The sequence below is a fragment of the Actinopolymorpha cephalotaxi genome (assembly GCF_013408535.1).
In the GTDB taxonomy this organism is placed as follows: domain Bacteria; phylum Actinomycetota; class Actinomycetes; order Propionibacteriales; family Actinopolymorphaceae; genus Actinopolymorpha; species Actinopolymorpha cephalotaxi.
In genome coordinates, this window is record NZ_JACBZA010000001.1 from 776,186 (window position 1) to 797,235 (window position 21,050).

21 protein-coding genes are annotated in these 21,050 nt (G+C 70.6%); 8 read left to right on the forward strand and 13 right to left on the reverse strand.

What is annotated here, in order from left to right; all coding sequences use genetic code 11:
* Positions 1-978 precede the first annotated feature (978 nt).
* The 3 genes from FHR37_RS03535 to FHR37_RS03545 all read left to right on the forward strand — a co-directional run bounded on the left by FHR37_RS03535 (position 979) and on the right by FHR37_RS03545 (position 3,916).
* A complete protein-coding gene (locus FHR37_RS03535) occupies positions 979-2,322 on the forward strand; it encodes an HD-GYP domain-containing protein (RefSeq protein WP_092887054.1) in 1,344 nt (447 codons plus the stop codon).
* The gene (locus FHR37_RS03540; protein WP_092887058.1) at positions 2,319-3,620 is read left to right on the forward strand and encodes an HD-GYP domain-containing protein; all 1,302 of its coding nucleotides are present in this window, start codon (positions 2,319-2,321) and stop codon (positions 3,618-3,620) included. The genes FHR37_RS03535 and FHR37_RS03540 overlap by 4 nt, the downstream gene beginning before the upstream one ends.
* 80 nt (positions 3,621-3,700) lie before the next feature.
* Positions 3,701-3,916, forward strand: coding sequence for a biotin/lipoyl-binding carrier protein (locus FHR37_RS03545; protein WP_092887061.1), 216 nt, complete (start codon positions 3,701-3,703; stop codon positions 3,914-3,916).
* Between the two features lie 41 nt (positions 3,917-3,957).
* Here the strand turns inward: FHR37_RS03545 and FHR37_RS31235 are convergent, their stop codons facing one another.
* The 5 genes from FHR37_RS31235 to FHR37_RS03575 form a co-directional block, all read right to left on the reverse strand.
* A complete protein-coding gene (locus tag FHR37_RS31235) occupies positions 3,958-4,980 on the reverse strand; it encodes a GNAT family N-acetyltransferase (RefSeq protein ID WP_237769011.1) in 1,023 nt (340 codons plus the stop codon).
* 68 nt (positions 4,981-5,048) lie between these two features.
* Positions 5,049-6,758: an acetolactate synthase gene (locus FHR37_RS03560; RefSeq protein ID WP_092887064.1), complete on the reverse strand. Its 1,710-nt coding sequence runs from the start codon at positions 6,756-6,758 to the stop codon at positions 5,049-5,051.
* A 53-nt stretch (positions 6,759-6,811) separates the two neighbouring features.
* Positions 6,812-8,473 (reverse strand): monocarboxylate uptake permease MctP, encoded by a 1,662-nt coding sequence (mctP, locus tag FHR37_RS03565; protein WP_092887067.1) that lies wholly within the window; start codon positions 8,471-8,473, stop codon positions 6,812-6,814.
* Positions 8,470-8,787, reverse strand: a complete 318-nt coding sequence (locus FHR37_RS03570) for a DUF3311 domain-containing protein (RefSeq protein ID WP_092887070.1) — start codon at positions 8,785-8,787, stop codon at positions 8,470-8,472. Before FHR37_RS03570 ends, mctP begins: the two co-directional genes overlap by 4 nt.
* 140 nt (positions 8,788-8,927) lie before the next feature.
* Positions 8,928-9,836 carry a DUF2785 domain-containing protein gene (locus FHR37_RS03575; protein WP_092887073.1) on the reverse strand — a complete coding sequence of 303 codons (909 nt, stop codon included), beginning with the start codon at positions 9,834-9,836 and terminating at the stop codon, positions 8,928-8,930.
* A gap of 112 nt (positions 9,837-9,948) precedes the next feature.
* On the opposite strand from FHR37_RS03575, the gene FHR37_RS03580 reads away from it, so the two are divergent.
* The gene (locus tag FHR37_RS03580; protein WP_092887076.1) at positions 9,949-11,448 is read left to right on the forward strand and encodes a sensor histidine kinase; all 1,500 of its coding nucleotides are present in this window, start codon (positions 9,949-9,951) and stop codon (positions 11,446-11,448) included.
* Between the two features lie 103 nt (positions 11,449-11,551).
* On the opposite strand, the gene FHR37_RS03585 is transcribed toward FHR37_RS03580, so the two are convergent.
* Positions 11,552-11,803 carry a WhiB family transcriptional regulator gene (locus FHR37_RS03585; protein ID WP_092656556.1) on the reverse strand — a complete coding sequence of 84 codons (252 nt, stop codon included), beginning with the start codon at positions 11,801-11,803 and terminating at the stop codon, positions 11,552-11,554.
* A gap of 420 nt (positions 11,804-12,223) precedes the next feature.
* Between FHR37_RS03585 and FHR37_RS03590 the strand changes: the two genes are divergently transcribed.
* The gene (locus FHR37_RS03590; RefSeq protein ID WP_092887079.1) at positions 12,224-12,715 is read left to right on the forward strand and encodes a hypothetical protein; all 492 of its coding nucleotides are present in this window, start codon (positions 12,224-12,226) and stop codon (positions 12,713-12,715) included.
* 44 nt (positions 12,716-12,759) lie between these two features.
* Here the strand turns inward: FHR37_RS03590 and FHR37_RS03595 are convergent, their stop codons facing one another.
* The 3 genes from FHR37_RS03595 to sodN form a co-directional block, all read right to left on the reverse strand.
* Positions 12,760-13,584, reverse strand: a complete 825-nt coding sequence (locus tag FHR37_RS03595; RefSeq protein WP_092887083.1) for an RNA polymerase sigma factor SigF — start codon at positions 13,582-13,584, stop codon at positions 12,760-12,762.
* Positions 13,581-14,177, reverse strand: coding sequence for an ATP-binding protein (locus FHR37_RS32890; protein WP_237769012.1), 597 nt, complete (start codon positions 14,175-14,177; stop codon positions 13,581-13,583). Before FHR37_RS32890 ends, FHR37_RS03595 begins: the two co-directional genes overlap by 4 nt.
* 366 nt (positions 14,178-14,543) lie before the next feature.
* Positions 14,544-14,945 (reverse strand): superoxide dismutase, Ni, encoded by a 402-nt coding sequence (gene sodN / locus FHR37_RS03605; RefSeq protein ID WP_092887086.1) that lies wholly within the window; start codon positions 14,943-14,945, stop codon positions 14,544-14,546.
* 99 nt (positions 14,946-15,044) lie between these two features.
* Between sodN and FHR37_RS03610 the strand changes: the two genes are divergently transcribed.
* On the forward strand, positions 15,045-15,419 hold the full coding sequence (locus FHR37_RS03610; protein ID WP_092887089.1) for a S24 family peptidase: 375 nt from the start codon (positions 15,045-15,047) through the stop codon (positions 15,417-15,419).
* 2 nt (positions 15,420-15,421) lie between these two features.
* Here the strand turns inward: FHR37_RS03610 and FHR37_RS03615 are convergent, their stop codons facing one another.
* The 3 genes from FHR37_RS03615 to FHR37_RS03625 are packed head-to-tail and all read right to left on the reverse strand — an operon-like array spanning position 15,422 to position 18,146.
* A complete protein-coding gene (locus tag FHR37_RS03615; protein ID WP_092887092.1) occupies positions 15,422-16,267 on the reverse strand; it encodes an amino acid ABC transporter ATP-binding protein in 846 nt (281 codons plus the stop codon).
* Positions 16,264-17,235, reverse strand: coding sequence for an amino acid ABC transporter permease (locus FHR37_RS03620; RefSeq protein WP_092887095.1), 972 nt, complete (start codon positions 17,233-17,235; stop codon positions 16,264-16,266). The genes FHR37_RS03615 and FHR37_RS03620 overlap by 4 nt, the downstream gene beginning before the upstream one ends.
* Positions 17,232-18,146 carry an ABC transporter substrate-binding protein gene (locus tag FHR37_RS03625; protein WP_092887098.1) on the reverse strand — a complete coding sequence of 305 codons (915 nt, stop codon included), beginning with the start codon at positions 18,144-18,146 and terminating at the stop codon, positions 17,232-17,234. The genes FHR37_RS03620 and FHR37_RS03625 overlap by 4 nt, the downstream gene beginning before the upstream one ends.
* Positions 18,147-18,473: 327 nt before the next feature.
* Here FHR37_RS03625 and FHR37_RS03630 point away from each other — a divergent pair, with 327 nt between their 5' ends.
* Together FHR37_RS03630 and FHR37_RS03635 are read left to right on the forward strand one after the other, a co-directional pair.
* Positions 18,474-19,634, forward strand: a complete 1,161-nt coding sequence (locus tag FHR37_RS03630; RefSeq protein ID WP_237769016.1) for an NAD(P)-dependent malic enzyme — start codon at positions 18,474-18,476, stop codon at positions 19,632-19,634.
* A gap of 83 nt (positions 19,635-19,717) precedes the next feature.
* A complete protein-coding gene (locus tag FHR37_RS03635; RefSeq protein ID WP_092887104.1) occupies positions 19,718-20,692 on the forward strand; it encodes a zinc-binding dehydrogenase in 975 nt (324 codons plus the stop codon).
* Positions 20,693-20,853: 161 nt separating this feature from the next.
* Here FHR37_RS03635 and FHR37_RS03640 read toward each other — a convergent pair whose 3' ends face one another.
* Positions 20,854-21,030, reverse strand: a complete 177-nt coding sequence (locus FHR37_RS03640) for a DUF6104 family protein (protein WP_092887107.1) — start codon at positions 21,028-21,030, stop codon at positions 20,854-20,856.
* Between the last annotated feature and the right edge of the window lie 20 nt (positions 21,031-21,050).

The window sequence follows — 21,050 nt, forward strand, 5'->3', positions numbered from 1 at the left end:
CGACCTCCGATTTCCTCCAGCAGGGCATCCTGCCGAAGGAGATCGGAGCGAGGGTGTGGCGCTCAAAAAACCTGTGACTCTGCGTAGAGAAATTTTGCGCCCAGGTCCGCCCGCGGGCCGCCGGATCTGCGGAGATTGGTCACTTTCAGTAATGAACCTTCGAACCGCTCACATCACCGTGGCGGGCACGCCTGCGGGGGACGGAACGCCGGCTGTGGCCGGGTTCGTCGGCACTCACACGCGCCCGATGGCGCCGTTGACTCTATGTAACTTCGAGTGGTCGATCTGCCGGATTCTCGGTCTGACCATATGAACGAGGCGTAACCAGAACTCCTTTGGTTCGTACGGTTTGGGGGATTCTGCGGACAAACCATTACCCACGAGTACTCACCGAGAGTAGTCACTACTCTTCGGAGTTGCGGCTCCAGTACCGAGTTGACCGCACTGATCTTTTTCCGTTGACTCGTCATCACCGGGTCACGAGCGAGGAGCGGAGCCGCGACCGAGGTGATGTTTCGGTGGCAGAAAGTGATCATCGTGCCCACGGACCCTTACCTCCGATGTAGCTCTCCGTGGTGGCTTCCCCGGTCCTTGTCGATTCGCCCCACGTCATCACTCCAAGGAAGGCAGTCTTATGAACGGCTCTCGCACCAGCGCACCGGCGGCCAAGCGTGGCTGGGAGTGGAGCTGACCGTGGGCCCGGCCGGGCGACCCGGTCAGAGGCGACCATGCACGCGTGCCTGACCTGAACCTGTGAAGTTCGCACGTGCCTTCGCCGGATGACACGGCTGTCACTCGGCCGAAGGGGATGTGCCCGCCGCGGATGCCTGCCGGGAACCGGCAGGAGGCGGTTACGGAAACTCTGCCGATACCCGAGGAGGAGGCGACATTATGAACTGGAGCGGCTGGGAGTGGGCGTGAGGATGGTTGCCGCTGCGGCTAAGCTGCACCGCAGCCGGTCAGGAAGAGTGGTCATCCATGCCGAGTCGGTCCACCCGGGCTTACGTTCTGGGGTTGTGTGTGGTCGCCGCCTCGGTCTCGGTCATCTCGATCGTCAACGTCTCGCGGCCGACGGACATCGCGTGGTTCGCTGCTCTGGTTCTGCTGACGGTGCAGCTGAAGGCGCCGCTCGGCCGTAACGTCGACGTGTCGCTCACGTCGGTGGTGGCGGTGGCGACCTACCCGGTCCTCGGGATGTGGGGCGCTCCCGCGCTGATCGGCGCCCTATTCGCCACCAGGCAGCAGACCTCCTTCTACAAACGGACCTACAACGTCGCCCAGAACGTCGTCTGCACCTTCCTCGGCGGTGCCACCTACGTCGCGCTGGGGGGTGAGGTCGGTGACCTGGCCCGTAGCTCGTTCCCGCAGATCCTGCTCCCGATCACGCTGGCCATCGTCGCCTACCACGTGGCGAATGCCGGCCTGCTGATGGGCGTTCTCTGGCTCGACGGCGGCCGAGCGCCCGTGCGCGTGCTCCGCGCCAACTTCTTCGAGGTCTTCCTCTCCTTCCTCGGCTACTCCTACCTCGGCCTGTTGCTCGCCGTGCTGTGGCTCGGCCAGCTCGGCCCGTTCGCCGGTCTGTTGCTCCTGGTGCCGTTGCTGGTCGCGCGGTGGGCGTTCGCGCAGTACGCCGCGGAGCAGAAGTCCCACCAGTCCACGCTGCAGGCACTCGCCCAGGCGATCGAGACCAAGGACCTCTACACCCGCGGCCACGGTGAGCGGGTCGCCCGGGCCGCCCGCATGCTCGGCACCCAGATGGGCTGGGACGGCGACCGGCTGGACGCCGTCGCCGAGGCCGGTCTGCTGCACGACGTCGGCAAGATCGGCGTACCCACCCGGGTTCTGCAGAAGGACGGCCGGCTCACCGAGGAGGAGTTCGAGGCCATCAAGCAGCACCCGCTGTACGGCGTCGAGGTGGTCGGTGACATCGCGTTCCTGGAGGACGCCCGGGCCGGGATCATGCACCACCACGAGCGCTACGACGGAACCGGCTACCCCTCCGGACTGCGGGCCGAGGACATCCCGGTCTTCGCCCGGGTGCTGTCGATCTCCGATGCCTTCGACTGCATGACCAGCGTGCGTTCCTACCGCGCCGCCCGCCCCGTCGCGGAAGCCCTGGCCGAGCTTCAGCGCTGCCGCGGAAGCCACTTCGACCCCGAGCTGGTCGACCGGTTCGTCACCGCCGTCGAGCACGAGGGGTGGCAGCCCGCGCCCGTCCAGGCGGTGCAGCCGGTGCCGCCGGCCGAGCAGAAGGTCGTCTTCGACCACGACGACCCGGTGCACCCGCCCCAGGTCGAGGGCTCGGCCGAGGCGGCCTCGTGAGCGGCGCACTGTCGCCGTACCGCTCTCACCCACGACTGGACGGCTCGGTCCTGCTGGCGGTCTGCGCCGGCGTCCTGGTCCTGGTCGCGGTGGTCGAGACGGCCGTCCGCGGTGTCGCGGCACCCGCCGTGGCGGGCGTGTTCGGGTGCCTCGTCGCGGTCGGGGAGATGGTGCGACTGCGGCTGCCCGACGACCGGGTGCAGGCGCCGATCGGGCTCGCCACGGCCCTGGGATACGCCCTGCTCAGTCACCTGCCCACCGAGGGGCGGGCGTCCCACTCGATCCTGCAGACCGTCGCGGTGACCTCCGGTGGCATGCTCGCCGGCGCGCTCCCGCACGTGCTCGCCGGCCGGTCGGCCGAGCTGGAGGGCATCGCCCGGCGGGTGCTCGTCGTGGCCGGGGTCGCCCTGCTGTTCCGCCCGCTGGTTCTGGACGAGGACCTGTTCGCCGCGTTCGACAGTCACGTCCCCTCCGACTACGTCCTGCTCACGGTGGTCGTCGGCCTGGTCGCCTGGCCACTGGAGGCGGTGCTGGCCGCCGGGGTCGCGGCCAGCCAGCAGTGGGGGCCGTTCCGGGCGCTGCTGCGCAACGAGCTCGGCGCGTTCTTCGGCATCGGCGCGGCGATCGCCTCCACCGGTGTGCTCATCCCGCTGGCCACCTGGGAGGTCGGTCTGTGGGGCCTGCCGCTGGTGACCATCCCGCTGCTGCTGGCCCAGCTGTCCTACCGCCGCTACGCCGCGATCAGGCGTACGCAGGTGCAGACCATCCAGGCGCTGTCGCGGGCCACCGAGGTCGGCGGCTACACCGACGCCGGGCACGCTCGCCGGGTCACCGACCTCGCCCTCGCCATCGGCCGCGACCTGGGCCTGCCCGAACGCCGGATGCGGGTGCTGCAGTACGCCGGTCTGATGCACGACCTCGGCCAGCTCTCCCTCGCCGACGCCATCCCCGGCGGCGCGACCGTACTGGTGACTCCGGACGAGCGTCGGCGCATCGCGACCTTCGGCGCGCAGGTCGTCCGCCAGGCCGGTGTCCTGGAGGACGTCGCGGAGGTGGTGGAGGCGCAGTCCGAGCCGTACCGCCGCCCGCACCTGCCCGACGACCCGACCGTGCCGCAGGAGAGCCGGATCATCAAGGTCGTCAACGCCTACGACGACATGGTGGGCCGGGCCACCAGCGAGGACGCCCGGCTGGAGGCGCTGGAGGGGCTTCGGCTCGGGATGGCGTACGAGTACGACCCGCGGGTCGTCGCCTCGCTGGCGAGGGTCCTCGACCGGGTGACGCCGGCCCCACGCTGACGGCGGGCCGGACGGCGGGCCATCGTGCCGGTCCCGCTCGGCGTGATTGGATGGCGGGCGGTCCAGGGGAAGGAGAGGCCGTGGCCGAGCAGGTCAGAGCGGAAATGGTCGCCAACGTGTTCGAGGTCGCGGTGCATTCCGGCGACCCGGTGCAGGCGGGGCAGATGCTGCTGGTGCTGGAGTCGATGAAGATGGAGATCCCCGTCCTCGCCGAGCACGCCGGCCGGGTCCGCGAGGTCACCGTCAAGCCCGGCGAGGTCGTGCAGGAAGGTGACGTGCTCGTCGTCCTCGACTGAGCCGCGTGCACACCGTGCCGCCGCCGGAGGCCGCGTCGCCCTCAGACCTCGCGGCGGTAGGCGAGCAGGGTGACACCCGGCACGGGACGCCAGTCGCGGTCGGGCACCCGGCCGAAGCCGAGGCGTTCGTACAGCCGGTGCGACCGGTGCCCGACTGTTGTCGTCGACAGCACCACCGCGTGGTGGCCGTCGGCGTGGGCGCGCGCAAGCATGGTGCGGACGAGCAGCTCGCCGACGCCACGGCCCCGGGCGGGCGGTGCCACCGCGAGCATCCGGAACTCTCCCTCGCCCGGCCCGCTCAGCTCCTGGTACGTCGACCCGGCCGGGCAGTAGGTCACCGTGCCCAGCACGGCGGCCCCGGTCCGCGGGACAGCCCCCTCGACAGCCCCGTCGGCAGCCCTGTCGGCAGCCTCGTCGACGGCCACCATCAGGGACGCCTCGACGGCCCGCCGCTTGGTGTCGAGCAGCGCCTCGGCGTAGTCGTCCGCGTCGCCCAGCAGGCCGTCCCGCTGGTACGCCGCCAGCGTCACCTGGCCCGCCGCGGCGTACTCCTCCGGACGTGCCTCCCGGACCACCGGCGCGGGCGGCAGGGAGCGGACGTAGGCACGCAGCGGCTCGCCGGACTCCGTCACCCAGTCGCGCACGGGTGTGCGGACGAAGCCGAGGCGTTCGTAGCGGCGGTGGGCATCGACCATGGAATCGGTGGTCGTCAGCGCGACCGTGGTCTCCCCGGCCAGCCGGGCACGTACGGCACACTCCTCGATCAACGCGGTGCCGACGCCGCCACGGCGCGCCTGCGGGGCGACCGCGAGCATCCGCAGCATCGCTTCCTGCGGCGGAACCTCGGTCCAGCGCGTGCCGGGCAGGGTGAGCGTCGCGGTGCCGACCACCCGGCCGGCGTCGACCGCGACGAGCACGTCGGTGGCGGGGTCCTCCGCCCGCCGCCGGGTGTCGGCCAGGGCCGGGAGGTAGTGGGGATGGACCAGGCTCTCGCCGCCGTAGACCTCGCCCAGCAGGCGGCTCACGGCGGCGTACTCGCTCGGGCGGGCGTCGCGGACCAGCATCCGTCCGTTATAGCCGAGGCGACCGACAGCCCGTCGGACAGCCCGGGCGGGATGGACCCGGCCGCTCCTCAGACGCCGAAGGTGGACCGGGGGTACGGGATCTCCGGGTCGGTGAGCACGTTGAGGAGGTACGGCACGTCGGAGTCGAACGCGCGTTTCAGCGCCGGCCCGATGTCGTCCGGGCGGGCCACCGTCTCGCCGGCCCCGCCCAGGGCGCGCACGACCTCGTCGTAGCGGGTGGCCGGCGCCAGGTCGGTGGCGACGTCGTAGCCGTACAGCATCCGCATCGGGTGCTTCTCCAGCGCCCAGCAGCCGTTGTTGCCGACGACCATCACCACCGGCAGCCGGTGCCGCACCAGCGTGTCGACGTCCAGCAGCGACATCCCGGCGGCGCCGTCACCGAGCAGCAGCACGACCTGCGAGGACGGCCGGCTCACCCGCGCGGCGATCGCCGCGCCGAGGCCCGCGCCGAGACAGCCGAACGGCCCGGGATCCAGCCAGCAGCCCGGGCGGCCCGGCTCGACGTACTTCCCGGCGAACGACACGAAGTCACCGCCGTCACCGATCACCACGGCGTCCTCGGCCAGCACGCGGCGCAGCTCGCCGTAGATGCGGGCCGGGTGGATCGGGTCGCTGTCCACGGCCAGCAGCGCGGCGTCGCGGGCCCGCGCCGCCTGCTCGCTCGCCCGCAGCTCGGCGGACCAGGCCGTCCAGCCGGGGCGGCGCAGCACCTGCTCCCACGCCGTGGCCAGAGTGGCCAGCGTGATCCGCAGCGGCCCGGCCGCGGCGGCCGCGAGGGGAACGTGGCGGGCCAGCTGGTCCGGTGCGTCGGCGACGTGCACGACCTTCGCCTGCGGCGTACCGTCACGGCCGCCGAAGGAGCCGTACGCCAGCCGGAAGTCCAGCGGCGTGCCCACCACGATGGCCAGGTCGCAGCGTCCCACGGCGACCGAGCGGGCCCGGGACACCAGCTGCGGGTGCCCGGGTGGGAAGACCCCGCGCCCCATGCCGTTGGTGACCACCGGTAGCTCGAGCTCCTCGACCAGCGTGCGGGCGGCACAGTCGGCTCGATCGAGGTAGACGTCGGAGCCGAGCACCAGCAGTGGGCGCTGGGCGGACCCGAGCAGGGTCGCGATCTCACCCACGGCCTCGGCATCCGGCACACCGAGGTCGGGTTCGGCCACCTCGGGCACGGACGCGGAGGTGCGGCTGTAGAGCTGGTCCATGGGTACGTCGAGGAAGACCGGGCCCCGGTGCCTGGTGCCGGCGAGTCGGAACGCGCGGTCCACCGCCGGGACGATCTCGTCCACGGTCGGGACGGTCGCGGCCAGCTTGGTGACCGGGGCGAGCAGCGGCGGGTGGTCCAGCTCCTGCAGGCTGCCCGCACCCCACCGCTGGGTCGGCGCTCGGCCACCGAGCAGCACCAGCGGCGACCCCGCCTGGTGGGCCTGGGTCACCGCGCTCACCGCGTTCGTGACGCCCGGGCCCGCGGTCACGACGGCCAGGCCGGGGGTGCGGGTGAGCTTGCCGATCGCCTCGGCCGCGAACACCGCGGTCTGCTCGTGCCGGACGTCGACCAGGCGCAGCGGGGGAGGCGACGGCCGCTCGGCGCCGCCGACAGCCGCGTCGTACAGCGGGAAGACATGGGCGCCGGACAGGGTGAACATCGCGGAGACCCCGTGTGCCCGGGCCACCGCGACCGCGAGGTCGCCGCCGTGCCCCTCACGCACCACCGAGCCCTGCGAGCCCCCGGAGCCGGTCTGCTCGATCTCGGTCATGCCCGAAACCTACCCTGCGGTAGCCCGCATCCATCCACTATTGGGGTACATCTCTACGCCTCCGCGGCCGCGCCGGACTTTCCGGCCGTACCCGGGGTCACCACGTCCCGTACCCCCGGCTCTCCGGCATCGGCGACGTAGTCGTGGGGCTCGGTGTGGTCCTGACCGTTCGGCACCTTCAGCGCCCGCAGGACCACGGTCGCCACGACCGTCACCGCGACGTTGAGCACCCACGCCGTCATCGCGACGTAGCCCTTCTCGCCCAGCAGCGGGATGCTCGCCGTGGATCCGCCGAAGTGCTGCGCCCCGGTGAGCGGGTTGGGGATGTTGTACGCCGTCCAGGTGCCGTAGGCCATCCCGACCGCCCATCCGGCGAACAGCGCCCAGCGGTGGAACCACCGGGTGTAGAGCCCGAAGACGATCGCGGGGAAGGTCTGCAGGATCCAGATGCCACCGAGCAACTGCAGGTTGATGGCGTAGCTCTTGTCCAGGCCCAGCACGAAGATCAGCGCGCCGAACTTCACCACCAGCGAGACAAGCTTGGCTTGCCTGGCCTCCGCGGCGTGACTGGCGCCCGGGCGCAGGAACGCCTTGTAGACGTTGCGGGTCCACAGATTGGCCGCGGCGATGGACATGATCGCGGCCGGCACCAGCGCGCCGATCGCGACCGCGGCGAAGGCCACCCCGGCGAACCAGCTCGGGAACATCGCGTCGAACAACATCGGCACCGACAGCTGCGCGTTGGGCTTGCCGTTCAGCCCGACCGGCTTGATCCCGGCCGCGATCGCCATGAAGCCGAGCAGGGCGAGCAGGGCGAGCAGGAAGGAGTACGCCGGCAGGATCGCGGCGTTGCGGCGTGGCACGGAACGGTTCTTCGACGACAGGACGGCGGTGATCGCGTGTGGGTACATGAACAACGCCATCGCCGAACCCAGCGCCAGCGTGGCGTACGGCCAGGCCTGGCCGACGGCGGCGAAGGAGAAGCCCACCGGATGCCCGCCGGCGCCGTCCGCGGCGGTGAACTTCTTCTCCGCCGCGTCGAAGATGCCGCCCCAACCGCCCAGCCTGGTGGGGATGTAGACGACGGCCACCACGATCACGAGGTAGATCAGCAGGTCCTTGACGAACGCGATCAGCGCGGGTGCGCGCAGCCCGGACGAGTAGGTGTAGGCGGCGAGGACCGCGAACGCGAGGAAGAGCGGGGCGTCGGCGAGCAGGATGTTGCCCGAGCCGCCCAGGCCCATCACCTCGAACACGGCCTGGATTCCGACCAGCTGCAACGCGATGTAGGGCATCGTGGCCAGGATGCCGGTGAGGGCGACGGCCAGGGCGAGGGCTCGGGAGCCGAAGCGTCCCTGCACGAAGTCGGCCGGGGTGACGTAGCCACGGCGGTGCGACACCGACCACAGCCTCGGCAGGAACAAGAACACCAACGGATACACGATGATCGTGTACGGCACCGCGAAGAAGCCCTGCGCGCCGGAGGCGAACATCACCGCGGGTACGGCGACGAAGGTGTACGCGGTGTAGAGGTCGCCGCCGAGCAGGAACCACGTCACCCACGTACCGAACCGCCGGCCGCCCAGGCCCCATTCGTCCAGGCTGGCCAGCGAGTCACCCCGCTTCCACCGGGCGGCCTTGAAGCCGAGCACGGTCACCGCGACGAACAACACCACGACCACCGCGAGGGCGGTGGCGTCAATCCCGGCTTTCATCGAGTACCGCCTTCGGTCCGGTCGGTCGGCCGCATCGTCTGGGTCGTGCCACCCGCGCCGGTCGACGCCGAGACGCCGCGCCGGCGGTTCTCCCGCCGCACCAGCAGGTAGGCCGCGATCGTGCACAGGGCGGAAAGGAAGATCCACAGGATCTGGTACCAGTAGAAGAACGGGAACGCCCCGAGGCGGGGCTCCACCCTGGAGTACGACGTCACCCACAACGTGCCCACGAACGGCGCGGCGAGCAGCACCGCGACCACCACCCGGGTGGGTGTGACCAGTGGTGCGGAGCTGCGTGTTGCTGGTGCCACCATGACAACCTCCGTCGGCCTACGACGACGTACGACGACCCTCCGCGCTGGACAGCCGCGACGAGAGTAGTGCCCGACCCGGTTCGGGGAAAGGGTTGTGACCGCGACGCGCCCTTCGCGTCGGCGGCGAAGGCCTGGGAACGTCAGCGCGAGGGCGCGGAGAACAGCCCCGGCCTGCTGGCCCGCAGCACCCGCAACAGCACCAGCAGCAGGTCGGCGCGTACGTGCGGAGGTGTTCCGAACAACGCCACGTCGCGTGGTGTCTGCTGCCCCACGACGCCGAGCGCGAGCTGAAGGTGAAGCGCCCGCAGGAACGAACCGGTGTTGCCGGCGACCGGAGTGGGCCACTCGGGCCAGGGCTCGCCGTCGTCGACCTTCGGCGGAACCAACGTGGCGGCGAGGCGTTCGATCCACGGCTCCAGCACGTCGACGCCGAGCAGGTTGCGGTGGAGAACGGTCATCACCGCGAACGCCAGCCGGTCGTCCTCACCGCCCCGGAAGTGCAGCCCGGAGGGCGTGAGCAACCGGTCGGCCACCACGTCGAGCAGCACGGTGAGCTCGAGCTTGTCGAAGTGTTCGGAGCGGGCCAGCGCGGCGAGCAGGTCGGCGCCGTGGGCGATCGCGTGCGCCCAGCCGCGCCCGTCGACATACCCGCGGAGATCGCGTTCCCGCACGAACCACGACGCCGCACGGTCGCCCCAGCGGAAGACCGCGTCGGAGTGCAGCACCCTGGCCGTCTGGTCGCGCAGCACCGCCTCGGCCAGCAACCTGGCCGAGCCGGCCCGCCGGAACACGGTGTCGGTGCCGTCATCGCCGAGCCCGGTGTACAGGCCCTCGGCCACCCCGTCGCCGAACCCGGTCAGCAGGTCGTCGTACACCCCGTCGCTCATCCAGGTGAGGAGCACCGGCAGGGCGATTCCGTCGCGCACCCGGGGGTCGGGGTCGCCGAGCATCTGCACGAGCTCGGCGGTCAGGTCGTCGAGGGGACGGTCGTCGGGCAGCCTGAAACCGCTGGCGCGGATGTGTTCCCAGTAACCTGACCGAACCCCCACGGGGACATCCTTCCAGACATACGCGTACTCCGCGTGCTATCGAGGACCGCCCGGGCGTGATCGAACCGCCGCAGGCGGCGAGAGTAGCGCGCCCTCCGGTTACGCTCTCGGCGTGCCCTCCCTCGATGACGTGGTCCGCCAGTACACCGAGCTCGCCGAGCTCGATCGTGAGTGGCTGCACCGGCTGGTGGCCGAATGGCAGATGCTCGCGGACCTGTCGTTCGCCGATCTCGTCCTGTGGGTTCCGGACCGGGAGCGGCTGGGGTTCTGGGCGTGCGCGCAGATGCGCCCGACGACGGGACCGACCGCCCACCTGGACGACCTGGTGGGCTCGTTCGTGCCGCGGGGCCGCCGGCAGTTGCTGGACACCGCCTTCGACGAGGGCCGGATCTGCCGGGAGGGCGACCCGGAGTGGCGCGACGAGGTGCCGGTCCGGGTCGAGACCATTCCGGTGCGGCGCGCCGGCCGGGTGCTCGGCGTCATCACCCGCAACACCAACTTGCTTTCGGTCCGAACGCCAAGCCGGCTGGAGCTGACGTACCTCAAGACCGCGGCGGATCTCGCGCAGATGATCAGCGAGGGCGGGTTTCCGCTGCCGGGGGAGCGAGCCGACCTCGACGCGGCGCCCCGGGTGGGTGACGGTCTGGTCCGGCTCGACGTGGACGGGGTCGTGACGTACGCGAGTCCCAACGCGCAGTCGGCGTATCGCCGGCTGGGCCTGACCGGTGACCTCCTCGGCTGTCACCTGGGAACGATCACGGCGGGCCTGCTGCCGCCGTCGCGCCTGCCGGTGGACGAGGCCATTCCGGTGCTCATCTCCGGTCGCGCACCTCGCCAGACCGAGGTGGAGAACAACGGCGCGGTGGTCACCATGCGGGTGATCCCGTTGGTGCCGAACGCCAGCCAGGTGGGCGCGCTGGTGCTGGTTCGCGACGTCACGGACCTACGCCGGCGCGAGCGCGAGCTTCTCACCAAGGACGCGACCATCCGCGAGATCCACCACCGTGTCAAGAACAACTTGCAGACGGTGGCGGCCCTGCTCCGCCTGCAGGCGCGTCGCATCGGCGCGGCCGGTGGCCGGGAGGCGCTGGAGGAGGCGGTCCGGCGGGTGGGCACGATCGCGATCGTGCACGAGACCCTGTCGACGGCGTTCGAGGAACGCGTGGAGTTCGACGAGGTGGCCGACCGGGTGCTGGCGATGGTGGCCGAGGTGTCGGTTCCGGAGACCCGGGTGGTGCCCCGGCGGGTCGGCTCGTTCGGTCTGCTCGGGGCGGAAACGGCGACACCGTTGGCGATGGTGATCACCGAGGTCGCGCAGAACGCCGTCCAGCACGGCGTGGGCCGGCGGGGCGGCCGGGTCGAGGTGATCGCCGACCGGTCGGCGGGCCGGTTGCGCGTGGTGGTCGAGGACGACGGTCAGGGCCTGCCCGCCGACTTCGACGTGGAGCGTTCGGGTCAGCTGGGCCTGCAGATCGTGCGCACCCTGGTGGAGAGCGAACTCGGCGGGGTGCTGTCGATCGGCGGCCGGGACGAAGGCAGCGGAACGCGGGTCGTGGTCGATCTTCCCGACGAGGGGCAGCCACGCGGTCGCGGCCGGCACGCACAGCTCTGACGTCGCCGACCGTCCGTGGACATGAAATCCGGGAACACGAAATCCGGGGACGTGAAACAAGCCCCCGCCCACTGGGCGAGGGCTGTTCCGAGGCGTCGCGAAATCAGATGATGCGGGCCCGGGAGCGGGCGGCGCGGCGCTTGAGCGCCCGTCGCTCTTCTTCGCTCATTCCGCCCCAGACACCGGCATCCTGGCCGGTTTCAAGGGCCCACTGCAGACAGAGGTCGACGACTTCACAACGACGGCAGACCGCCTTGGCCTCCTCGATCTGCAGGAGCGCGGGCCCGGTGTTCCCAATCGGGAAGAACAGCTCAGGGTCCTCGTCCCGGCAGATGGCCCGGTGGCGCCAGTCCATCAAGGCTTCACTCCTCAGTTCGTTGCGTGCCGGATCCACCGGCCTCGCAGTTGGCTTGGATTCTGCTGTGTGAACACTTTCACGATCTTTTGCGTGACAATGAGCGCACACCAATCTCTGGTGGCGGTCACACGTATGTGATCGCGGTACGTCAGCCCCCGGCGCACGCACCGATCGGGTGACTGCGCCTCTCTGCAGGCTCGATAGTTTCAACTCTGCCAGCGATACACAAGACCCTTTCCGCGTTATGCCGCGGAAAAGTCCATGTCGGTTACGTCACAATCCAGGCCCAACGGTCACCGAGTGTGATTTTGATCTACACGCACCGAACATGTCTCCGCAAACCGCACAGGATATCGACGGGCTCGCGCGAGCGCTGCGTCGGTATCCGCGGACCCCGCGGTCGGTAACCTTCGCGGTATGTCCCGCCGTCGCACCAAGCCCTCGCCGAAGTCGCCGGCCGACCAGCCGGTGGACCGGTCGGTGGACCAGCCGGAGGAACAGCCCGCGGTGGCAGGGTCCCGTCCGGCCGACCGGCCCGGACGCACGCCTGCGACCCTGCACGCCGCGGCCGCAGTGGCCGGGCTGGAGGCGCTGGGCGCGGCGGCGGCCGGCGGCTGGCTGACCGTCGAGGCGATCATCACTCGGACCCGCGGGCTGGGTATCGCCGCCAGTGCGGGTGTGTTCGTGCTCGCCACCGGGGTGGGACTCGGTTTTCTGGCGTGGGGTCTGCTGCGAGGGCGCCGCTGGAGTCGCGGTCCGGTGGTCGCGATCCAGTTGCTGATGCTGCCGCTGGGGTACGAGCTCCTGTCGGGGAGCACGACCGTCGTCGGCGCGGCCATGCTGGTGGCGGCGATCCTCACGCTGGTGCTCGTCCTTGCGCCGCCGTCGACCGCGGTGTTCCGGGAGTAGGGCACCGCGGTCGCGCGGGCCGTACGGTCGAGCGCGCCGAATCCTCAGTCCTGCAACAGGCGTTCGCGAAGTTGCGCGAGCGTACGCGACAGCAACCGGGACACGTGCATCTGCGAGATGCCGACCTCCGAGGCAATCTGTGATTGCGTCATCCCCTTGAAGAAGCGCAGCAGCAGGATGCGCTTCTCCCGCTCGGGAAGCTGCAACAGCAGTGGCCGGAGGGCCTCGCGGTACTCCACGCCCTCCAAGGCCTCGTCCTCGCTGCCGAGGGAGTCCACGACCGCGGGTGCGTCGTCTTGTCCCTGGTCTGGTGCGTCCAGGGACAGGGTGCTGTAGGCGTTGGCCGACTCGAGCCCCTCGAGGACCTCCTCCTCCCGCACGCCGAGTTTGCCGGAGAGTTCGCCGACCGTCGGTGCCCGGCCGAGCTCCTGGGTGAGGTCGCCGGTCACGGTGGCGAGGGACAGCCGCAGCTCCTGCAGCCGACGGGGAACCCGGATGGCCCAGCCGCGGTCGCGGAAGTGCCGCTTGAGCTCGCCGACGATGGTGGGTGTGGCGTACGTGGAGAACTCCACGCCGCGTTCGGCGTCGAACCGGTCCACCGACTTGATCAGGCCGATCGTGCCGACCTGCACCAGGTCGTCCAGCGGCTCGCCGCGGTTGCGGAACCTGCGGGCGAGATGCTCGACCAGTGGCAGGTGCATCTCCACGAGCCGGTCGCGGACCTTGCCCCGGCGCGGGTCGTCGCTGTCGATGCGCCCGAGGTGGGCGAAGAGCTCGCGGGTGAGGGTCCGGGTGTCGAGCACCCGGTCCAGGCCCGGCAGGTCTTCCGGTGCCGGCCCGTAGTCGTGCGTCACTGGGTGTTCGATCATTTCTCTGCCGCGCCTCTTCCCCGTGGCGGTAACTCCGCCGAGGTGCCGCCGGACGCGGCGCTGCCCTCGGGCGACGTACCGGATTCGCCAGTGTGCTTACGGTGACCTCGGCTGCGCTGGTTGCGCGCGTCGTCGAGGGTGCGGACGGCGCCACCCGATGGGTGCGCCAGGCCCGCGGTCTCGCCACGCTTGGTCAGCGTGACGGTGGCCCGCTGGTGTTCGGGCTCGACGAGGGTGTCGACCTGGCCGGCGAGTGCGGTGAGCACTGTCCAGGAGAAGGAGTTGCGGGCGGGCACCCGCGGGTTGCGCGAGTGGACCGTCACCGCGACGGTGAGCTCGTCACCGGAGAGTTCGAACCGGCACTGCAGCTGCGAGCCGGCCACTGCCTGGTGGAGCAGGAGTGCGCTCGCCTCGTCGACGGCGATGCGCAGATCCTCGATCTCGTCGAGGGTGAAGTCGAGCCGGGCAGCCAGTGCGGCCGCCGTTGTGCGCAGGACCGAGACGTACGCGGTTCGTGCGGGTACGCCGAGCTCCACGACGTCGGTGTCCTGGTCGCGGTGTTCCGCCTCGGCGCTGTGCGGTACCTCGGTCACTGGGGGTTCCTCCGCAGGTGGTTGCAGGGGGCGCTCGACGGGTGTGCGCGCGAGGGTCCGGGTGCGCGTCGTCGAGGGGGTCGAACCTGTCGGGCGGGTCTTCGGTCGCAGGCTTCGGTCGCGACAGCCCCACCGTACGCCGGGAGACTACCTGCTGGTGGCGGGTTTGGCGACGGGGAGTGCAAAGCGCATCGCTGCATGTGACGACGCGATGTGGCTGCCGTGCCGCGCTGGGACCGCGTCGGCGCGGCGTGTCGACGCGGTGTGTCGGTGCCGCGCCGTCGGAAAGCACGAACCGCACCGGCTCCCGCGGCGCGGGGGTCGATGCGGTTCGTTGTTCTGTGCGGTCGCCGTCGGCGTACGCGCTCAGGCCTTCTTGGTCTCCCAGAAGATGTCCGCGATCTCGTCGATCTTGGCGAGCAGCTGGTCGGCGGCCTTGAGGTCGGCCGAGCCCTTGGTGCCCGAGGCGCCGGCGAGCTTGGTGGCCTCGTTGACGAGCGCGTGCAGCTGCGGGTACTTCTCGAAGTGCGGCGGCTTGAAGTAGTCGGTCCACAGCACCCACAGGTGGTGCTTGACGAGCTCGGCCCGCTGCTCCTTGATCAAGAGTGCCCGAACCCGGAAGTCGGGGTCGGAGTTGCCCTCGAGCTTCTCGATGATCGCCTTGACGGACTGGGCCTCGATCCGTGCCTGGGCCGGGTCGTACACCCCGCACGGCAGATCACAGTGTGCCGAAACTTCCACTGCCGGTGCGATCAGACGCGAAAACATCCTCGCCCTTCCTTCCCAACCGTGTCTGGGTGGTTATGTTCCCTTGCAACGTCTTGTGACACTACTACCGCATTCAAACACTGGTGAGCGGGGGAGCTTGTGCCGCTGTTCGGAATCGCCGTCGTACGCGGCCGGTCCATGCTGCCGACGCTACGGGACGGAGACCGGCTGGTGGTGCGCTACACGAGCGCGGCGGGCGGCACCGGGACGGCAGGGGAGCCGGAGGTCCCCGTCCGGCCGGGTTCACTTGTGCTGGTCCGGTTGCCACACCGTCCGCTGTCGGTGAAACGGCTGGTCCGCCGCGAACCCGAGGGCTGGTGGGTGGAGCGGGACAACCCGTACGAAGGTGTCGACTCCTGGCAGGTCGGCGCGGTTCCGCCGCAGGACCTGGTCGCCGTCGTGGTCAGCCGGCTCCGGCTCCTCAACGCCGTCGCCCGCCGGGTGCGCGCCCGCCGCGGTGGACGACTGGGCTGAGGTCAGCGGCCGGCCCGGTCCTCCTCGGCGCGCGTGTGCAGGACCCGCTGGAGGAACGCGCGGGTGCGATCGTGGCGCGGGTCGGTGAGCACCTCCGACGGCCTGCCGGACTCCACCACCACGCCGTCGTCCATGAACACCACGCTGTCGGCGACGTCGCGGGCGAACCCCATCTCGTGCGTGACGACGACCATGGTCATGCCGTCCAGCGCGAGTTGACGCATCACCTCCAACACCTCGCCCACGAGTTCGGGGTCCAGCGCCGACGTCGGCTCGTCGAACAGCATCAGCTTCGGCCGCATGGCGAGCGCGCGGGCGATGGCCACCCGCTGTTGCTGGCCGCCGGACAACTGGGCGGGATGCTTGCGCAGGTGGTCGCGCAGTCCCACCCGCTCCAGCAGGTGCTCTGCGTGCTGTCGGGCGGCCGAGCGCCCTTCACGTCGCACGCGTACCGGCGCCTCCATGACGTTCTCCACCGCGCTCATGTGCGGGAAGAGGTTGAACTGCTGGAAGACCATGCCGATCTCGCGGCGCTGCGCCGCCACCTCGCTCGGCTTCAGCTCGTGCAGCCGGGTGCCGCGCTGGCGGTAGCCCACGAGCTCGCCGTCGACCCACAGCCGGCCGCCGTCGATCTTCTCCAGGTGGTTGATGCAGCGCAGGAACGTCGACTTGCCCGAGCCCGACGGCCCGATCACGCAGCACACCTGGCCGGTGGGGACGCTGAGGTCGACGCCGCGGAGCACCTCGTGCCGGCCGAAGCGCTTGCGTACCTGTTCGGCCCGCACCATCTCCCCGGTGTTCGGCACGCCCCCGGTGCCGTCGGTGCTCGTGCTCGCCGGTGTCGTCATGAGCCACCTGCCCCACCGCGGCCGAGCCGCATCCAGGTCGTGCGGGCCGCACCCGTGGACCGCCCCGACCGGGACGGCCCCCCGCGGGAGAAGTGTCGTTCGACGAAGTGCTGGACGAGCATCAGGACACTGCTCATCGCGAGATACCACAGGCACGCGGCCACAAGCATCGGGAACACTTGGAACGTACGGCTGCCGATGCCCTGTAACTGGAACCAGAGTTCGTACGCGGGGACGTAGGCGACCAGCGCGGTGTCCTTCAGCATCGCGATCGTCTCGTTGCCGGTCGGCGGCACGATCACCCGCATCGCCTGCGGGAGGATGATCCGCCGCAGCGTGAGCGCCCGGGACATGCCGAGAGACCCGGCCGCGTCAAGCTGGCCTTGCGGGATCGACTGGATGCCCGCGCGCACGATCTCCGCCATGTAGGCGGCCTCGGACAGTGCGAGGCCGAGGATGGCGGCGACGAAGCCGGAGATGACCGTACGCGCGTCGAAACCGAACAGCCGTCCGCCGAGGTCCACCCCCAGCAGGTCCGCCAGCGCCCAGTCGAACGGAACGCCGAACTCGAACCGCCGGTAGAGGATCCCGAGGTTGCCGAACAGCACCAGCAGCACGACGCGGGGTACGGCACGGAAGAACCAGATGTACAGCCACGCGATCCCGGACAGGATCGGGTTGACCGACAGCCGCATCACCGCGAGCACCACGCCGAGCGCGATCCCGATCGCCATCGCCACGACCGTGAGTGCGATCGAGGTGCGGGCGCCGTCGAGGACCGGCCCGGAGAAGGCGTTGCGGGCCATGAAGTCCCACTGGAACGCCTTGTTCGTGAGCAGCATGTGCGCGAACATCGCCGCGAGTACGACGATGACCGCGCTAGCGGCCCACCGCCACGGGTGGCGGACCGGGACCGCCTCGACGTCGTGCGCCTGCCCGGACGGGGTCTGGGTGCGTGCTTCGCTCATGAGGAGGCGGACTCGACCTTCACCCGGTCGGCGGTGATGGCGCCCTTCTCGTTGCCCCACTTCTTCAGGATCTTGGCGTAGGTGCCGTCGTCGATGATCGCCTTGGTGGCGGCGGCGATCGCGTCGGCGAACTTCTTCTGGTCCTTTCCGACGATGAAGCCGTACGGTGCCTGGCCGTACGGCTCACCGAGCAAGGCCAGCTTGCCCTGGCTCTGCCGCACGGCGTACACGGCGATCGGAAGGTCGGCGGTCATCGCGTCGTACTTGCCGGTGACGACGTTGCTGGTCACGGTGTCCTGCCCGGGCAGCGCCTGCACGCCGATCTTCGGCTTGCCGGCGGCGACGCACTTCTTCGACCGGGCCTCCAGGTCGGGCACCTCGACGGTGTCCTTCTGCACCCCGACCTGCAGACCGCAGGCGCTGTCGATGCTGACCTTCTTGGGGTTGCCCTTCTCCGTGACCCACTGAATGGGGGAGTTGAAGTAGGAGATCATCAGCACCTGCTTGGTGCGTTCGGGGTTGATCGTGAACGACGACACGCCCGCTTCGTACTTGCCCGACTGCACCGCGGGCAGGATGTTCCCGAACTCGCTGGGCACCCAGTCGACCCGCAAGCCCAGCTTGGCGGCGATCGCGTCGTACAGCTCGACGTCCATGCCGATCACCGTCTTGCCGTCGGCGTCCATGAACTCGTTCGGCGCGTAGGACGCGTCGGTGCCGACCCTGATCTTCTTGTCCGCCTTGATCTCCTGCGGCACCATCGCGGCGAGCTTGCTGTCGGCCTTGGTGGTGACGGTCGGTTTGGTGGCCGAACCGGACTGGCTGCTGCTGCCACAGCCGGCGAGCACGGTCGCGGCGGCGACGAGCACCGCGCACGAGGTGGTCGCGAGGCGGGTGAACTGCCTGGGCATGGCACGTCCTTTGCGTGTGAACTGCTGGTGCGGACTACCGCGGGGTCCCGCGAGTTCGCGTTGTCCCCCGCGAGGCCGAACATGGTATGACAGACTCCTCTGATACGGGTGATCCCCGTTCGACGCAGCGACCGACCCGGACCCTCCCGTCGCCGCCGCGATCTCGTCTTTCTCGTGCGCCGGCCGGGCACCGAACGCGTGCCCCCGCCACGATCCGGTCCGTTCTCCCTTCCAACCCGCAGGGTCCTCATGTCGACAGACTCCTTGACAGACTCGTCCGTGTCCGGACTTTCGCCGTCGAATCCGGCTCCGCCGCCCGCGGTGCCGATGGGCGGTGAGGAGGATCCGGCGTTCCCGTTCCACCGCGGCGGCAAGCTCGAGGTCGCCTCGGCGGTGCCGTTGCGTGGCCGCGACGACCTCTCCCTCGCCTACACCCCGGGTGTCGCCCGGGTCTGCACCGCGATCGCCGAATCGCCCGAACTCGTCCACGACTACACCTGGAAGTCCCGTTCGGTCGCGGTCGTCACCGACGGCACGGCGGTGCTCGGACTGGGTGACATCGGGCCGAAGGCTGCGCTCCCGGTGATGGAGGGCAAGGCCCTGCTGTTCAAGAAGTTCGGCGGGGTGGACGCCGTACCCATCTGCCTTGACTGCACCGACGTCGACGAGCTCGTGGAGACCGTGGCCCGGATCGCGCCGGCGTTCGGCGGCATCAACCTGGAGGACATCTCCGCACCCCGGTGTTTCGAGGTCGAACGACGACTTCGGGACCGGCTGGACATCCCGGTCTTCCACGACGACCAGCACGGCACGGCGATCGTCGTCCTGGCAGCACTCACCAACGCCCTCGAGCTGACGCGCCGCAAGCCGGTGGACATCCGGGTGGTCATCTCCGGTGCGGGCGCGGCCGGCGTCGCGGTCGCGGCCATCCTGCTCGCGGCCGGCGTGGTCAACATCGTGGTGACCGACCGCGGCGGTGCGCTGCACCCCGGACGGACCGATCTCAACCCGATCAAGCAGACGCTGGCGCTGACCACGAACCCCACCGGGGTGAGCGGCCCGCTGTCGGACGTCCTCGCCGGCGCCGACGTCTTCATCGGCGTGTCGGGCGGGCAGGTCGAGGAGGACCTGGTGGCCGCGATGGCGCCGGACGCGATCGTGTTCGCGCTGGCCAACCCGACGCCCGAGGTGCATCCGGAGGTCGCCGCCCGGCATGCCGCGGTGGTGGCCACCGGGCGTTCGGACTACCCCAACCAGATCAACAACGTGCTGGCCTTCCCGGGGGTGTTCCGGGGAGCGCTGGACGTACGGGCCAGCGGGATCAGCGAGGCCATGAAGCTGGCCGCGGCCCAGGCGCTGGCCGGGCTGGTCGGAACCGACCTCGCCGCCGACCGGATCATCCCCTCGCCGTTCGACGCCCGGGTGGTGCCCGCGGTGGCGGCGGCGGTCGCCGACGCGGCCCGCGCGGAGGGACTCGCCCGGCGCTGAGTCGGCGCGCTGGTGCGGATGCGGTGCGGGTGCCGGGTCGCGACCGGCTGACGCCACCCGGCCCGCGTCGGTAGGGTCGGAACGTGTTAGCCGCCTACGCCGCACGACTCGACGCCCGTGACCCGCTGTCCGCACTGGAGTGGGGTGAGCGCCCCGAGCCGCAACCGGCGCCGGACTGGGTGCGGGTCGACGTCCGGGCCACCGCGCTGAACCACCACGACCTGTGGTCCCTGCGCGGTGTCGGCCTGGCCGAGAAGCAGCTCCCGATGATCCTCGGCTGCGACGCCGCCGGGGTGGACGAGGACGGCAACGAGGTCGTCGTGCACGCGGTCGTCGGCGACCCGCACTGGCGAGGTGACGAGACGCTCGACCCGCGGCGTTCGCTGCTGTCCGAGCGGCACCCGGGCACGTTCGCCGAACAGGTGGCGGTGCCCCGCGCCAACCTCCTGCCCAAGCCCGCCTCGCTGTCGTTCGAGGAGGCGGCCTGCCTGCCCACCTCGTGGCTGACGGCGTACCGCATGCTGTTCACCCAGTCCGGCCTGCGGCCCGGCGACACGGTCCTGGTCCAGGGCGCCGGGGGTGGCGTGTCGACCGCGCTGGTGGTGCTCGGCAAGGCCGCCGGCCTGCGGGTCTGGGTGACCGGACGGGACGAGGCCAAGCGGGCGCGCGCGGTGGACACGCTGGGCGCGGACGCCGCGTTCGAGTCCGGAGCCCGGCTGCCCGAGCGGGTCGACGCGGTGATGGAGACGGTCGGCGAGGCCACCTGGAGCCACTCGCTGAAGGCGCTGCGACCGGGCGGGACGCTGGTGTGCTCGGGTGCCACCAGTGGTCCGAACCCGCCGGCCGAGCTGAACCGGATCTTCTACCTCGGCCTGCGGGTGGTCGGCTCGACGATGGGTACCCGGGACGAGCTTGCCGCGCTGCTCCGGCTGTGCGACCAGTCCGGCGTCCGGCCGGTGATCGACCGGGTGCTGCCGTTGTCGCAGGTGAAGGACGGGCTGGCGGCGATGGCCGACGGCGACCTCTTCGGCAAGGTCGTCTTCACGGTCCAGTCGTAGTAAGGAGGTACGGCGGAACGTCACCCCCGGCGCGAGGTCCAGCCCGTCGCGGAGCACCTGTGCGACCGCCGGGAGGGTGTACGGCCAGGCCTCCGGATCGATGTCCGCGCTCTCGCGGCGCACCGCCCGGCGGACCACCCGCCGGTCGGACAGGCCGGTGCTCACTCGTCCTCGTCGTCCAGCCGGGCCAGCCAGGTGGCCAGCCGCTCGATCGGCGTCTCGAACTCGGGGTTGAGATCGACGAACTCCTGCAGCCGTCCGGCCAGCCAGGCGAGCGACACCTCGTCGTCGCCCCGGCGGTCGGTCAGTTCCTCGATGCCGCGGTCGGTGAAGTACATCGTGGCTACGAACTCCGGTC

What these genes read in the sequence shown, in the direction of transcription:
- FHR37_RS03595 (WP_092887083.1), bottom strand. Translation starts at nt 13,584, where the DNA reads ATGATCGAACACCCAGTGACGCACGACTACGGGCCGGCACCGGAAGAC.
- FHR37_RS03560 (WP_092887064.1), bottom strand. Translation starts at nt 6,758, where the DNA reads ATGACCGAGATCGAGCAGACCGGCTCCGGGGGCTCGCAGGGCTCGGTG.
- mctP (WP_092887067.1), bottom strand. Translation starts at nt 8,473, where the DNA reads ATGAAAGCCGGGATTGACGCCACCGCCCTCGCGGTGGTCGTGGTGTTG.
- sodN (WP_092887086.1), bottom strand. Translation starts at nt 14,945, where the DNA reads ATGTTTTCGCGTCTGATCGCACCGGCAGTGGAAGTTTCGGCACACTGT.
- FHR37_RS03640 (WP_092887107.1), bottom strand. Translation starts at nt 21,030, where the DNA reads ATGTACTTCACCGACCGCGGCATCGAGGAACTGACCGACCGCCGGGGC.
- FHR37_RS03620 (WP_092887095.1), bottom strand. Translation starts at nt 17,235, where the DNA reads ATGAGCGAAGCACGCACCCAGACCCCGTCCGGGCAGGCGCACGACGTC.
- FHR37_RS03570 (WP_092887070.1), bottom strand. Translation starts at nt 8,787, where the DNA reads ATGGTGGCACCAGCAACACGCAGCTCCGCACCACTGGTCACACCCACC.
- FHR37_RS03615 (WP_092887092.1), bottom strand. Translation starts at nt 16,267, where the DNA reads ATGACGACACCGGCGAGCACGAGCACCGACGGCACCGGGGGCGTGCCG.
- FHR37_RS03585 (WP_092656556.1), bottom strand. Translation starts at nt 11,803, where the DNA reads ATGGACTGGCGCCACCGGGCCATCTGCCGGGACGAGGACCCTGAGCTG.
- FHR37_RS31235 (WP_237769011.1), bottom strand. Translation starts at nt 4,980, where the DNA reads ATGCTGGTCCGCGACGCCCGCCCGAGCGAGTACGCCGCCGTGAGCCGC.
- FHR37_RS03630 (WP_237769016.1), top strand. Translation starts at nt 18,474, where the DNA reads ATGGGCGGTGAGGAGGATCCGGCGTTCCCGTTCCACCGCGGCGGCAAG.
- FHR37_RS03625 (WP_092887098.1), bottom strand. Translation starts at nt 18,146, where the DNA reads ATGCCCAGGCAGTTCACCCGCCTCGCGACCACCTCGTGCGCGGTGCTC.
- FHR37_RS03535 (WP_092887054.1), top strand. Translation starts at nt 979, where the DNA reads ATGCCGAGTCGGTCCACCCGGGCTTACGTTCTGGGGTTGTGTGTGGTC.
- FHR37_RS03590 (WP_092887079.1), top strand. Translation starts at nt 12,224, where the DNA reads ATGTCCCGCCGTCGCACCAAGCCCTCGCCGAAGTCGCCGGCCGACCAG.